At 64.6% G+C, this 14,055-nt stretch carries 13 protein-coding genes; 4 read left to right on the forward strand and 9 right to left on the reverse strand.

Annotated elements, in window-relative coordinates; genetic code table 11:
• Nucleotides 1–65: 65 nt before the first annotated feature.
• From E4K65_RS34500 to E4K65_RS34515, 4 genes are all read right to left on the reverse strand, one after another.
• The gene (locus tag E4K65_RS34500; protein ID WP_027549341.1) at nucleotides 66–665 is read right to left on the reverse strand and encodes a TetR/AcrR family transcriptional regulator; all 600 of its coding nucleotides are present in this window, start codon (nucleotides 663–665) and stop codon (nucleotides 66–68) included.
• Between the two features lie 34 nt (nucleotides 666–699).
• Nucleotides 700–3,837, reverse strand: coding sequence for an efflux RND transporter permease subunit (locus E4K65_RS34505; RefSeq protein ID WP_135177929.1), 3,138 nt, complete (start codon nucleotides 3,835–3,837; stop codon nucleotides 700–702).
• A gap of 180 nt (nucleotides 3,838–4,017) precedes the next feature.
• Nucleotides 4,018–5,124 (reverse strand): efflux RND transporter periplasmic adaptor subunit, encoded by a 1,107-nt coding sequence (locus tag E4K65_RS34510; protein ID WP_135177930.1) that lies wholly within the window; start codon nucleotides 5,122–5,124, stop codon nucleotides 4,018–4,020.
• 235 nt (nucleotides 5,125–5,359) lie between these two features.
• Nucleotides 5,360–6,691, reverse strand: a complete 1,332-nt coding sequence (locus E4K65_RS34515) for an MFS transporter (protein ID WP_135177931.1) — start codon at nucleotides 6,689–6,691, stop codon at nucleotides 5,360–5,362.
• Between the two features lie 80 nt (nucleotides 6,692–6,771).
• Between E4K65_RS34515 and E4K65_RS34520 the strand changes: the two genes are divergently transcribed.
• On the forward strand, nucleotides 6,772–7,245 hold the full coding sequence (locus tag E4K65_RS34520) for a ribosomal maturation YjgA family protein (RefSeq protein ID WP_167771400.1): 474 nt from the start codon (nucleotides 6,772–6,774) through the stop codon (nucleotides 7,243–7,245).
• On the opposite strand, the gene E4K65_RS34525 is transcribed toward E4K65_RS34520, so the two are convergent.
• The 4 genes from E4K65_RS34525 to E4K65_RS34540 form a co-directional block, all read right to left on the reverse strand.
• Nucleotides 7,211–7,411: a substrate-binding domain-containing protein gene (locus E4K65_RS34525; RefSeq protein WP_235885827.1), complete on the reverse strand. Its 201-nt coding sequence runs from the start codon at nucleotides 7,409–7,411 to the stop codon at nucleotides 7,211–7,213. The two genes, E4K65_RS34520 and E4K65_RS34525, sit on opposite strands and share 35 nt — an antisense overlap.
• Nucleotides 7,412–7,482: 71 nt before the next feature.
• Nucleotides 7,483–8,646, reverse strand: coding sequence for a winged helix-turn-helix domain-containing protein (locus tag E4K65_RS34530; RefSeq protein ID WP_135177933.1), 1,164 nt, complete (start codon nucleotides 8,644–8,646; stop codon nucleotides 7,483–7,485).
• Nucleotides 8,647–8,761: 115 nt separating this feature from the next.
• Complete coding sequence (locus E4K65_RS34535) at nucleotides 8,762–9,016, reverse strand: hypothetical protein (protein ID WP_027549347.1); 255 nt, start codon at nucleotides 9,014–9,016, stop codon at nucleotides 8,762–8,764.
• 121 nt (nucleotides 9,017–9,137) lie between these two features.
• Complete coding sequence (locus E4K65_RS34540) at nucleotides 9,138–9,383, reverse strand: hypothetical protein (protein ID WP_135177934.1); 246 nt, start codon at nucleotides 9,381–9,383, stop codon at nucleotides 9,138–9,140.
• A 556-nt stretch (nucleotides 9,384–9,939) separates the two neighbouring features.
• Between E4K65_RS34540 and E4K65_RS34545 the strand changes: the two genes are divergently transcribed.
• Nucleotides 9,940–10,581 carry an OmpA family protein gene (locus E4K65_RS34545; protein ID WP_135177935.1) on the forward strand — a complete coding sequence of 214 codons (642 nt, stop codon included), beginning with the start codon at nucleotides 9,940–9,942 and terminating at the stop codon, nucleotides 10,579–10,581.
• Nucleotides 10,582–10,639: 58 nt separating this feature from the next.
• Here the strand turns inward: E4K65_RS34545 and E4K65_RS34550 are convergent, their stop codons facing one another.
• Nucleotides 10,640–11,902, reverse strand: a complete 1,263-nt coding sequence (locus E4K65_RS34550; protein ID WP_235885829.1) for a phospholipid carrier-dependent glycosyltransferase — start codon at nucleotides 11,900–11,902, stop codon at nucleotides 10,640–10,642.
• Between the two features lie 218 nt (nucleotides 11,903–12,120).
• On the opposite strand from E4K65_RS34550, the gene E4K65_RS34555 reads away from it, so the two are divergent.
• Together E4K65_RS34555 and E4K65_RS34560 are read left to right on the forward strand one after the other, a co-directional pair.
• The gene (locus tag E4K65_RS34555) at nucleotides 12,121–12,822 is read left to right on the forward strand and encodes a FecR family protein (RefSeq protein ID WP_167771391.1); all 702 of its coding nucleotides are present in this window, start codon (nucleotides 12,121–12,123) and stop codon (nucleotides 12,820–12,822) included.
• 2 nt (nucleotides 12,823–12,824) lie between these two features.
• The gene (locus E4K65_RS34560) at nucleotides 12,825–13,949 is read left to right on the forward strand and encodes a hypothetical protein (RefSeq protein ID WP_167771392.1); all 1,125 of its coding nucleotides are present in this window, start codon (nucleotides 12,825–12,827) and stop codon (nucleotides 13,947–13,949) included.
• Nucleotides 13,950–14,055: the final 106 nt, after the last annotated feature.

Here is a 14,055-nt window from a genome sequence, read left to right on the forward strand (position 1 = left end):
TCGCCCGCCACCAGCCGGTCAGTCCAGGGCGGTCGGCCTGCTTATAGGGGAAATTCCAGTGCCCGTCAGTGACGCGGCGACAGACCCGCGATGACGAAATCGATCATCTGGTCGATGGTCGGGCCCGGCTTGGTTGCGCACTGGGCGATCATCTGGGGGTGGAAGAAGCGCATCATCGCCGTGCAGGAGCACAGCGCGGCCAGTTGCAGGTCCGGGGCCTCGAACTCGCCGGAGGCCGCGCCCTGAGCGATCATCTGGCCGATGACCCCGGCAATGCACTCCATATGGGCGACGCAGACGTCCCAGTCCTCCTGCATCGCGATCTCGACCATCTCATGCAGCTTGTTATCGCCGACATAGCGCTCGGTGTTCATGCGATGGATGGTGGTGAGCAGCTCGCGGAAGCGCGGGAGCACCGGACCAGGCCTCGCCACGATCCGCTGCGCTTCGATCTCAACCTCGCCCATCAGCGAACGAGCCACCGCCTGGTGAATCGCCTTCTTCGATTCGAAGAAGCGATAGACGTTGGCGGGGCTCATCCTGAGCTCCTTGGCGATGTCGCCGACCGTGGTCTTCTGGTAGCCGATCTGGCGGAACAGCCGCTCGGCCACCTCGAGGATACGATCCCGGGTGTCGCCTTCGATATGTTCCGCAACCAGTGTCATCTGTCAGGACTCGTCAGTCAGCACTTCTTCTCACTTATTCAGCCGCTTCAGCAAGCGGAATTGCGTGCGGGTCATCGCTCCCATGCTGCGGCGCGGCAGGCTGCTCGGGGGTGCCGGCCTCGTCCAGGCTCTTCCTGAACCACAGGGCGTAGAGGCCCGGCAGATACAGGAGCGTCAGGAAGGTCGCCACGAACAGGCCGCCCATGATCGTGATCGCCATCGGGCCCCAGAACGCCGAGCGCGTCAGCGGGATCATGGCCAGGATGGCGGCCAGCGCCGTCAGCACCACCGGACGAGCCCGGCGGACGGTCGCCTCCACGATCGCCTCTCGGCGGGTCAACCCATGAGAAACGTCGGTCTCGATCTGGTCGACCAGGATGACCGCGTTGCGCATGATCATGCCGGCGAGCGCGATCAGGCCGAGCAGCGCCACGAAGCCGAACGGGGCGTTGGCGACGTTGAGGCCCAGGGACGCACCGACGATGCCGAGCGGCGCGGTCAGGAACACCAGGATCAGGCGCGAGAAGCTCTGAAGCTGGATCATCAGCAGCGTCAGCATCACCATGACCATCACCGGGAAGAGGATGAAGATCGAGGCATTGCCCTTGGCGGATTCCTCGAACGCGCCGCCCGGCTCGATGCGGTAGGCCGGCTCGAGATGATCCTTGATCGCCTTCAGCTTCGGCGTGATCTGGTTGGTGACGTCGGGCGCCTGCACGCCGTCGACGACATCGGAGCGCACGGTGATCGCCATGTCGCGGTTGCGCCGCCACATGATCGGCTCCTCGTGGGAGTACTCGATCTTGGCGATCTGCTGGAGCGGCACGGCAACGCCATTGCGCGAGGTGATCGTGAGGTCGCCGACGCCGCCGAGGTCGAGGCGCTCGGACGGGATCGCACGGGCGACCACGCCGACCTTCTCGATGCCATCGCGCACGGTCGTGACTTGCGAGCCCGAGATCAGCATTGCAAGCGCCTGCGACACGTCCTGCGGGGTCAGGCCCATGGCACGGGCGCGATCCTGGTCGACGACGAGCTTGAGATAGGGCGACTGCTCGTTCCAGTCGAGCTGGACATCCTTGACGCTCTTGTTCTGCCGCATGACGTCGCGGACCTCGTAGGCGATCTCGCGCACCTTGTTGGCGTCGGGGCCGATCACGCGGAACTGCACGGGGAAGCCCACCGGCGGACCGAAGTTGAAGCGATCGACACGGACACGCGCCTCGGACAGAAAGCCATCGGCGGCCGCATTTTCGATCTTGGCCTTGATGCGCTCGCGCGCCTCGACGCCCTTGGCGACGATGACGACCTCGGCAAAGGCCTCGTTCGGAAGCTGCGGGTTGAGGCCGAGCCAGAAGCGCGGCGAACCCTGGCCGACATAGGCGGTATAGGTCTCGATGTCCTTGTCGTCCTTAAGCAGCGTCTCGGCCTTCTTCACCGCCTTCTCGGTGACGTTGAAGGCGGTGCCCTCGGGCAGGCGCAGCTGAAGGAACAGCTCGGGCCGCTCCGACAGCGGGAAGAACTGCTGCTGGACATGACCGAAGCCGACGACCGAGGCGACGAAGACGCCGACGGTCGCGACCACCACCGTGATGCGGTGATTGACGCACCACTGCACGACAGCGCGCAGGCCGCGATACATGCGGGTCTCGTAGACCGCGTGCGGATCGTGGTTGTGGTGCACCTTGATGTTCGGCAGCAGCATGACGCCGATATAGGGCGTGAAGATCACCGCCACGAACCAGGAGGCGACCAGCGCGATCGCCACGATCCAGAAGATGCTGCCGGCATATTCGCCGACCGCGGAATTGGCAAAGCCGATGGGGAGGAAGCCAGCGGCCGTGACCAGCGTTCCCGTGAGCATCGGAAACGCAGTGGATTCCCAGGCGAAGGACGCCGCGCGCATGCGGTCCCAGCCCTGCTCCATCTTCACCACCATCATCTCGACCGCGATGATGGCGTCATCCACCAGAAGGCCGAGCGCGATGATCAGCGCGCCGAGCGTGATGCGGTGCAGGTCGAGCGACATCGTGTTCATGACGATGAAGACGATGCCGAGCACCAGCGGCACGGACAGCGCGACCACGATGCCGGTGCGCCAGCCGAGTGCCAGGAACGAGACGAACAGCACGATGACGAGCGCTTCCATGAAGGAGTGCACGAACTCGCCGACGGCGTGCTCGACCACCTTGGGCTGGTCGGCGATGAGCTTGACATCGATGCCCTGCGGCACCGCCTTCATGAACTCGGCGGTGGCCTTCTCGACCTCCTTGCCGAGATCGAGGATGTTGGCGCCCTTGGCGGTGACGACACCGATGCCGATCGCGGCCTTGCCTTCCTGGCGCACGACGAAGCTCGGGGGATCGACATAGCCGTGGGTGACGGTGGCGATATCCCCCAGGCGGAAGACGCGGCCGTTGCTCTCGACCGGGGTCTCGGCCACGGCCTTGGCGCCGTCGAGCGCACCGGTGACACGCAGCGGCACGCGCTGCGAGGAGGTCTCGACCGTGCCGGCCGGGGTCACGTTGTTCTGCTTGGCGAGCGAGTCGAACAGCGCCTGCGGCGTGATGCCAAGGGTGGCGAGCTTGGCATGGCTGAACTCGACGAAGATGCGCTCGTCCTGATTGCCGTAGACGTCAACCTTGGTCACGCCCGGCACCTTCAGGAGGCGCTGACGGAAGCCTTCGGACACCTTCTTGAGCTGGGCATAGTCGGCGCCGTCGCCGGTCATCATGTAGAGGATCGAATCGACGTCGGAGAACTCGTCGTTGACGACGGGTCCGAGGATGCCGGAGGGCAGCTGGCCCTGCACGTCGACCAGCTTCTTGCGCAGCAGATAGAAGAGGTAAGGCACGTCCTTCGGCGGCGTCGAGTCGCGGAAGGTGACCTGGAGCGCGGTGAAGGCAGGCTTGGAATAGGTCTGCACCTTCTCGAAGTAAGGCAGCTCCTGGATCTTCTTCTCGATGGGATCGGCGACCTGGGTCTGCATCTCCTGGGCGGTTGCGCCCGGCCAGATCACGGAGACGTTGACCACCTTCACCGTGAAGAACGGATCCTCGGCGCGGCCGAGCTTCTGATAGGAGAAGAAGCCGGCGACGCCGAGCACGAGCATCAGGAACAGGACCAGCGTCGGATGGCTGACGGCCCAGGCCGAAAGATTGAAGCGCTTCATCGCTCTCTCCGAAAAGACGATCCAATTGCAAAAACGTCAGCCACTCTGTTCAACCCGTCGTCGCGAGGCAGCGAAGCAATCCAGGGGGCTGGGCAAGTTCTGGATCGCTTCGCCGCTTCAGCCCCAGCATTTGCGCTTGGGCCGAAACTCACCTCACACGACGAAACTCGTAAAAGACGCCTAGAAAGACAGTGACGAGACGACCCGCACCCTCTGGCCCGGATCGAGCTTCTGCACGCCGAGGGCGACGATCTTGGCGCCCTCTTCGACACCGCTGGTGATGACGACGTCGTTGCTCTCGTAGGACTTCACCACCACCGGCTTCAGCGTCACCGCGCCGTTGTCGTCGACGACGTAGAAGGAGGGCTTGCCGCCTTCGTTGAACAGCGCCGACAGCGGCAGCCGCGCGACGCGCTCGGTGGCGGCGTCCGACAACGTCAGCGTCGCGGTCATGCCGAGCGAAACCTTGTCGTCGGCTTCGGGCAGCGAGAACTTTGCGAGATAGGTGCGCGTCGCGGTATCCGCGGTGGGCGCGATCTCGCGCAGCTTGGCCGTATATTTCTTGCCCGGCTCCGACCAAAGAGTGACGCTGGCGGCGCCCGACTTGGCACGTCCGACCAGCGTCTCAGGGATCGCGACGACCGCTTCCTTCTCGGCAAAGCGGGCGACACGGATCGAAGCCTGGCCTGCGGCAACCACCTGGCCGGGCTCGATCAGCGTCGCGGTGACAACGCCACGGGCGTCGGCGTTGAGCGTCGCGTAGGAAAGGGAATTCTTGGTCAGCTCGACCGAGCGCTCGGCCCGGTTCAACCGTGCGCGGGCCTCATCGGCGGCGGCGCGGCTCGAATCCATCTGCGCGTCCGTGGTCCAGCCCTTGGCCTTCAGATCCTTGGCGCGCTGCTCGGCGGCGGCGGCCTGGGCCAGCACACCGGTCGCCGCGGTCTGCTCGGCCACGGACTGCTCGGCCTGGAGCTTCAGATCGACCTCATCGAGGGTGGCGAGCGGCTGGCCGATCTCGACGGTCTGGCCGACCTCCACGAGGCGCTTGGCGACCTTGCCGGCGACGCGGAAGCCGAGATCACTTTCGATCCGCGGCCGCACGGTGCCGACGAAGCTCCGCTCCGGGGTTTCGGCATCATAATGCGCAGCGGCGACCAGAACCGGCCGCGGCGGCTCGGCCTTCTCGGCGACGGTGTCATTGCACCCGGCAAGCGCCGCGGCCATCAGGGCCAGCGACACACCCGCCAAGAGCTTGGAATAGCTGGACAAAACCGACCGGACGAACATCGGAGGACACTCCTGCGACTGCAATGAGAGGAATGTCGACTAATCACTGATAAAAGTCAATAATCGTCAGTCATCAGGAAAGCGTGATCGTTAAGGGGTGGTAGCCCTCCGTCGCCCTGGCGAAGGCCAGGGCCCGTTACCCCTGAAGTCGGTTGTTGGGAGAAGCCGTCTCCCCGCGCGCCCCGAGAGGAGCCGCGGAGTATGGGCCCTGGCATCCGCCAGGGCGACGTTGGCTCTACCGCCCCTGCCCGGCGAACTCGTGCTTGCTGTCGTGGCCGCCGACAAAAACCAAAATGCCGGCGAGCAGGGGCAGCACCGCGAGCACCAGCAGGCCGGTCGAGGTCTGGCCGGTGGCTTCCTTGACCCAGCCGATCAAATACGGCCCGCCGAAGCCGGCGAGGTTGCCGATCGAGTTGATCAGGGCGATGCCGCCGGCCGCGGCCGTGCCGGAGAGCCAGGCGGTCGGCAGGGTCCAGAACACACCAAAACAGCAGAACACGCCGACCGCGGCCACCGTCAGCACCACCATCGTCAGGGTGGGATCGGTGAGATAGGAGGAGACGCCGAGCGCGACCGCGGTGAGCAGCAGCGGCGCGCCGACATGCATCACGCGCTCGCGCGTGGCATCGGAATGCCGCGCCCACAGGATCATCGCGATGGTGCCGAACAGATACGGGATTGCGGTGACGAAGCCGGTCTGGGCATTGGTGAGACCGAACGCCTTCACGATCTGCGGCAGCCAGAACTGCATGCCGTAGAGCGCGCCGACGAAGCCGAAATAGATCAGGCTGAGCGCGATCACCTTCGGCGAGGACAGCGCTTCGCCGAGCGACAGATGCTTCACCGCCTGCTTGGCCGCGATTTCGGAATCGAGCTTCGCCTTGAGCCAGGCCTTCTGCTCGGCCGTGAGCCAATCCGCCTTCTCCGGCCTGTCGGTGAGATAGAACCAGGTGACGATGCCGAGCAGCACGGAAGGAATGCCCTCGATGATGAAGAGCCACTGCCAGCCCTTCAGGCCCATCGTGCCATCGAGCCCGAGCAGCAGGCCCGAAACCGGCGCCCCGATCACGGTCGAGACCGGGACGGCAATGGCGAAGGCCGCAAGGAAGCGGGCGCGATATTCGGCCGGATACCAATAGGTGAGGTAGAGGATGATGCCGGGGAAGAAGCCGGCTTCGGCGACGCCGAGCAGGAAGCGCAGGACGTAGAAGCTCGTCACACCGCTGACCATCGCCATCAGCGCCGAGATGATGCCCCACGTCACCATGATGCGGGCGATCCAGCGGCTGGCACCGAACTTTTCCAGCGCCAGATTGCTCGGCACCTCGAAGATGAAATAGCCGATGAAGAAGATGCCGGCGCCCCAGGAGAAGATCAGCGGCGTGAACTTCAGCTCCGCATTCATGGTCAACGCGGCGAAGCCGAGATTGACGCGGTCGAGATAGGAGAAGAAGTAGGCCAGCACCAGGAACGGAATCAGGCGCCAGGAGATGGCGCGGATGGTCGAGGTCTCGACTTCCGTCTTGGCTGTGCCGGCGGAACCGGCAAAGGTCGTGGTCTGGCTCATGGCTTCCCCCCAGGGTTGTTGCTTTTATGGGCTGATCCGGGGTTTTCAGCATCGCCGCGAAAGAGTCAATGGAGCAAGCAATGCATGGGGCGCAGCCGGATAACCCCACTGCGCCGCTTCGGACATCCCTGGTTCGGGCCGGGCTGGCGCTTGTCGTGATCGCCTGCGGCCTCTCCCTGCGCTGGTACGGCTTTCCGCTCGGCCTTCCCGCCTTCGTCGTGAAGTACGGCGGCTCGCTGTTGTGGGCGACGATGGTGTTCCTGCTGGTCGGGGTCTTGCTGCCGAAGCTGTCGCGGATGCAGCTTGCGGCCATCGCGGTGCTGATCGCGGTCGTCGTGGAATTCTCCCGGCTGGTGCACGTGCCATGGCTCGATGCGTTCCGGCTGACCACGTCCGGCGCGCTGCTGCTGGGGCGCATCTTCTCGCTGTGGAATCTGGTCGCCGACCTCATCGGCATCGTCGTCGGCATCTGGCTCGACAGCCGCGTCGCGAGAAACCGGATCCCCCAGCCAAACACGCTCAATTCGCAACAGGCCGCGTCGACCCGCGAATGATCAGCTCCGTCGGCACGGTGAGACCACGGCCGCGCTCGATCTCATCGCCGCGCATCCGCTCCAGCAGCATGGTCGCGGCATGGCGGCCCATCGCCGCCAGATCCCACGCAATCGCCGTGATGGGCGGCGTGTGCAATTCGGCGAGATCCGAATCGCTGCCGGCCACCACCGAAATCCCGTTCCCCACGAGACTCGCACGAACTCAGAGAGGGGCCCTGGACAGGGGAATGATGACGCTCACTCCGCCAATTGAAACCGCGCGAAGCGATCGAGCTCTTCCTCGATCACGCGCTTGAGCTCCTTGCGCCCCGCGGTCTTCCTCCCCTCCCCGACCCACGTCCATTTCTGCATCAAGAGCTTCCTGGCCTGCCGGTCGGTCTTGAGATCGAGCGCGGCGACGATCTCGTCACCGACCAGCACCGGCAGCGCGAAATAGCCGAGCTTGCGCTTGGCCTTCGGCACATAGGCCTCGAACAGATGGTTGTAGCCGAAGATGAGGTTGGTGCGCTTGCGCTGGATGATCAGGGGATCGAACGGCGAAAGGATGTGGACGAGATCGGGCGATGGCCCCTCGCCGCCGGCCTCCAGCACCGCGGGCGCCGCCCAATGCTCCTGCTTGGCGCCATCGATCGCGACAGGGACGAGCTCGCCGCGACGCGCGCGCGCGGCGATCAGGCGCGCGACCGCCTTCTTGCTCGGCGCGTCGAGATGGCAGACCGAATCGAGACTCACCACGCCCTGCGACCGCAGCGCGCGATCGAGCAGATAGGCCGTGATGTCCTTTGCCGATGCCGGTTTCGGCAGCTTGTCCCAGCCGAAATGACGCGTCATCAGCTCGTAGGTCTTGAGCATGCCCTGGCGCTCGCTGATGGTCACGGTGCCGGTGTAGAAGGCAAGCTGCAACGCGCGCTTCGAGGGTTTGCGGCTCTGCCACAGATGCTCCTTCTCGGTGAGCACGTCATCCTCGATGTCGCGGATCGTCAGCGGCCCGGCGCGCACCAGCCGCATCACCTTGCGCGTATCGGCCGGCTTCACCGAGGCGAACCATCTGTGCCCTTCGCGCCGGTGCTCGCGCATCGCCGGCAGGAAGAAGCGGAAATCGTTCGAGGGGATGTAGGACAGCGCATGGGTCCAGTATTCGAACACGCTTCTGTCGACGCTCTGGGCCTGGCGCAGATCGGCGCGGCGGTAGGACGGAATGCGGCTGAACAGGATGTGGTGGTGACAGCGCTCGATGACGTTGATGGTGTCGATCTGCACATAGCCGAGATGAGCGGTCGCGTCCGCAACGGCCTGCGCACCTTCGCCGAACGGAGTGCGCTCATCCAGCCGCTGGGCGTGCAGCCAGATCTGCCGGGCCTGTGTGGTGGTGAGTGGGAGCGGTTTGGGCGCGCGTGACATTGCAGGACGCAATGTAGCGGGATTCGCGCCGGGAGAAAGAAGCGGACCAGGAACAACAAAAGAAAATGCCGCGCTGCCATCTGCTGACAGCGCGGCCGTTTGACATGGCCGGCGCCTACTTCGCCGTCATGGCCTTCTGCGACTTCATGTAATGCATGCAGGCGCTCTTCATCTTGCCATTGCTCATGTCCGTGTTGGCCATGGCCATTTCCTTGTTCGACGCCATCTTGGCCGGGGTATCGGCCGTGCCACCCATCATGGCGGCGGACTTCATCATGTTGTCCTTGGTGCACGCCATCATCGCGGCCGATGCGGGGGACAGGGAAAGAGTGAACGCGACAAAGGCTGCGGTGGTGAGCAAGATCTTCATTGGAAAAATCTCCTCGTAAAACGAAACCGGCGTCATGCCGGCCTTCGCAATTACGCATTCTCTCGCTCAGACGTTTCGCGGAGAAGACAATTTTCTTGCTGCGCTGCGAAGACGAAGGGCCTCAACGGCCGTCTTTCGGTGCTCTGGGCCGATCGCTGAGGCTGCCGGTGGCGATATCGGGCTCGCACGAGGCCTTGCCCCGCCCCTCCGCCTGGCAGCGATAGACGTTGCCGGTGAGGCGGTCGACAAGCCACATGTTCTCGTCGTTCGGCCCGTCGAGGCCGACATAGCGGGAGGTCATCCCCGTGATCAGGGTCGACAGCAGGATCGCCACTGCGATCATCGCCGCGCCGATATAGATGGGCATGGAGCTCAGGGACACAGTCCGATCCGGCGGGCCACTGCGGTGGGATTGATAATCACTCGGCCTCGGCACTGGATGGAACTCGGCTCCCCTTCGTCTGCGGTTGGTGGCGAAACTCTGCTAGGCGTGCATCTGGCCGATTTCTTGTTCGCGAGCGGGCCCTGCGGAGACGGCTTTGCGACCATCGGTGTGCAGAGGTTTCCGCAAGCGAACCAAGCCTCATGGGCAGCCCCCGCTCCGGCACGAGGCTGGACTTTCGCCCGCCAAGTCCGGACCAAGCCCGGCCACACTTCACCAATGTGATCTGGATCACGCCAGGATTTCGGCGCCTCGAACCCGCTGGGAAGCCGACGGGACAATTGCTGTTCGCCTCGTCGCGCCTGTCCTCGGCACGGAGCACTGGCTGCTGCCCGTCTCACACCGGAATCGCCGTAAAACACGCCAGGATAACCACGGAAGCGGCTGCTTCCAATGTGACGAGGATCACATCAGGGCTTTTGAACCTGCCCTACGCTCGCAGCATCAAATCGCCATCAGGCGTAACAGCGAGGATACGACAATGACCTGTTTTGATAAGTTTTTTGGACTGAAGGCGATTACGCTCACGGCCGCGCTGTCGATGACGGCGGGCCTGGCACTGGCCGGCGACAACAACGTCTCTTCCGACAAGATCCTGGATGCGTTGAAGCCGAAGCCGGTGACCCGCGGTCTGTCCGCCGGTCCGCAGGCCGATCCGACAGTGCAGGCCAAGGAAGCGACGTTCCTGAACACCGTGCGCAACCGCTCGACCCGGTCGCTCTCGACCGGCGAGCGCGAGCAGATCGCCGAGCTTGCGGCGACCAAGCCGAAGATCGATCTGGAGATCCAGTTCGACTACAACTCGGCCGACATCGCCAAGACGTCGGTGCCGTCGGTGCAGGCGCTCGGCAAGGCGCTCTCCGACCCGGCGCTGAAGGGCTCGACCTTCGTGGTCGCCGGACACACCGACGCGATCGGCGGCGAAGAGTACAATCAAGGGCTCTCCGAACGCCGGGCCGACACCATCAAGAAGTACCTGGTGCAGAACTACGGCCTCAACGGCACCGATCTCGTCACCGTCGGCTACGGCAAGACCAAGCTGAAGGATACCGCCAACGGCGCCGACCCGATCAACCGCCGCGTCCAGGTCGTCAATATGGACACCAAGACCGCGTCGAAATGATTTTCGGTTAATCGCCACACGAAACACGCCGCCTGCCATGATGGTGCAGGCGGCGATTTCATATCCAGCTCTGGAACAGCATCAGCCGGTTGAAGCCCTGCATCGACGTTCCGAGGAAGGCCGCGGAGATCGGCAGCATGATCGCAAAGCCGATCGCGGCGAGGCCGACATAGGCCCACAGCAGCCAGCGCGGCAGGCCGTTCCTGCACAGCACATAGACCAGCGCAAGCGACGCCACGGTCGCGGCCGGCAGATAGTAGTAGATGAAGCCCAGCGTGCGCGGCAGCAGCGCCCAGGCGAGCCAGGGGCCGAAATAGAACGCCGCGATCAGGAACGCATCCCAGCGCCGCGCGACGACGACGTCGCGCAGCACGATCGCGAGCGCGGCCAGCGCCGGCCACAGCACCAGCGGGTTGCCGAGGAAGACGATCGCCGACACGATGTCCTCCGCCGTCTTGTCGAACAGGAACCACACCGGGCGGGCGAGCAGCGGCCAGGATGGCCACGAGCTCATGTAAGTGTGGCCGGCGATCGCGGTGGTGGTGTTGTCGGCAAAGATCCGGCGCTGCGCCTCGATCAGGTCGGGCAGCGACAATCCATCAAGCGGAACGAAAGCGGCAAGATATGTCATCGCCGGCAGGACGGCGAAGCAGAGCGCGACATGCGGCGTCCTGAAGTCGGGCCAGAGGTCGGGCCGATACCAATCGTCCGGCCTCGCGTCGGCGAACAGCGTGTGCCAGCCCTGCATTAGGCGGATCACCGCGACGATGACGATGCAGATGCCGAGCGGAAACAGGCCGCTCCATTTGCAGGCCGCAGCACAGCCGAACAGGCAGCCTGCCACCGCGAACAGCGCATGCGGCCGCTCCCGGCGAAAGCCATGCATGAAGGCGGCGGTCGCGAGCAGTCCGAAGCCGAGCGCAAAGATGTCGAGCATCGCGATGCGCGCCTGCACGTAGAGCATCTGGTTGAAGGCCGCGATCAGCGCCGCGGCGATTGCGGGCCCTTGCGCAGCGAACAGCGCGAGGCCGCACAGATAGATCGCGACGATCGCGAGCGCGCCGAACAGGGTCGCCGGATAGCGCCAGCCGAGCGCGTTGTCGCCGAACGCCGCGATCGATGCGGCGATCAGCTCCTTGGCCAGCGGCGGATGCATCGGATTGAGCATCGGTTGCGACATTACGGGTGCCAGCATCTGTCGCGCGGCCGGCACATAGTGCACCTCATCGAAAACGAATTTCTCCGGCGTGGTGAGACCGATCAGCAGCGCCAGATGCGCCATCAGGAAAATTGCGACAGCAATCACTGCGCTCCGCGACATCTTCGGAACCGCAGGCAATTCGAGCCGCATTTGTGGGGATGTTTTGCGTGGCAAATCTGCTTCACCGCGGAAAAAATATGGATGGCGCTTTTCATTGAACGCATTCCGCCGCAACTGTCACTAAGCATAGCGCAGGTCTCGCGCCGCTTGTGATAATTTCGCCACATCGCAAGCGCGCGCGATCCGGTACGATCAGGGACACATCGATCGGTTGCGAAATGAATTTGCGTTTCTGGCTTTTCCCAACACTGCTCTCGGCCGCATTGTGCGTGGCGTCTGGCGCACAGGCGCAGACGCGCGTCGGCGAAGCCGTCGTGATCCAGAACGAGGTGGTGCGCGTGGCCGCGACCGCGACGCCGATCAACGTCGGCGACAGCATGCTGCGCGACGAGACCGTGCGCACCGGCGCCGACAGCGCGGCGCGCTTCGTCATGGCCGACAGCACCAATCTGTCGCTCGGTCCCAGCGCCACGCTGAAGCTCGACCGCACCGTCTTCAACGACGAGCACAGCTATCGCGACGTCGCTATCCGCATGACCACCGGCGCATTCCGCTTCGTCACCGGACATTCCGAGAAGGCCGCCTACAAGATCACGACGCCGCTCGCGACCATCGGCGTGCGCGGCACCACGCTCGACATCCTCTCGCAACGTGGCCGCTCCGTCGTCGTGCTCCAGGACGGCGCAGCCAGCGTCTGCACGCTGAGCTTCCAGTGCGTGCAGCTCACCCAGCCCGGCGACACCGCGATCATCACCTCGACCGGCGGCAAGGTCAGCATCAGCAAGGCCAACACGCCGCCCTGGACGTTTGCCGCGACCTGCGCCGCGAATGCCGGGCTGTGCTCGGTCAGCCAATATGCAGACGCCTCACCGACCGTCACGCCCGCCGTCAATGACGACGGCATGCTGTGTGGGCGCTGACGATGGCAACGCTCCGCATCCGCGACCTGCTTCCCGCCGCCGCGCTGATGGCCATGGGCATAGTGGCACTGACATGGGGTGTGCAGCCGGCCTCGGCCGCGACCGTAACCCTGACCAATTGCGAGACAAATTGCTCGCCGACGCCCACGTCGACTAGCACGCCCGCAGCCACGCCGAGTCCTTATCCGTCGCCTTATCCGTCGCCTTCTCCAAGCGCGAGCACCGGCCCGACCGGCGCCGATTCCAGCGGCAATTCGGTCGGCGGCCTCGCCGACCAGCGCTTCAACCAGATGATCACCAACCGGGTGCTCGGCACGGTGCTGCTCGGCGTCAACGAGCAGGTCAATTGCAGCGACTGCATCAGCGCGTTCGGCTCGGCCGGCTCGTTCTCGGCCGGCATTCACGGCCGCAAGGAACTGACCAACAATCTGTCGCTGCTCGCCGGCATCGCCTACACGCAGTACAGCGAGGGCGGCTACAACATCACCAGCGCGCCGATCGGCGCCTTCGCGCTGCGCTATGACTTCACCGACTGGGGCTCGTCGCGCCCGTTCTTCGACGTCGGCACCATCCTGACGCCATGGGAGAAGGCGCGCTATACGCGCAGCTACAACACCAACCTCGGCCCGGTGAGCGTCACGGGCTCGACCAACGCCTCCAACTACGCCGTCTATGGCCGCGCCGGCTGGATGAGCCGCGTCTCGCCGCGCGACGAGGTCGCCGCCTCGATCGAGGTCTGGCAGCTCTGGCAGCGCGTGTCCGGCTATTCGGACAGCGCGGCGGCGTTCAACCCGTTCGACGCCACCATTGCGACCGGCACCGATCGCACCAGCCTGGTCAAGATCGGCGGCCAGTGGACGCATCTCTACGGCAGCAACATCGAGGCCAACATCAACGGCGGCTGGGTACAGTCGTTCGCCAGCCATAGCGGCATCGTCGCCACCGTGACCGGCAACGGCTTGGTGGTGCCGACCATGGGCAACCAGGGCTGGTTCGAATATGGCGGCCGCCTCGGCTTCCGCGTGCAGAAGGGCTGGATCGTGGACTTGTTCGCGAACGGTACGCTCGGCCCGCAGCCGGTTGGCAACACCATCCACGGCGGCGTGGGGCTAAGGATTAATTACTAGTGGCGGCTTGTGCGCGCAGCCTCAACTTCCGCGGTCATGCCCCGCGAAGACCGGGCGATCCAGTACGCCGCGGCTTCACCGTATCATCGCCCTATCTCGTAGTACT

This window comes from Bradyrhizobium niftali, assembly GCF_004571025.1.
GTDB lineage: Bacteria > Pseudomonadota > Alphaproteobacteria > Rhizobiales > Xanthobacteraceae > Bradyrhizobium > Bradyrhizobium niftali.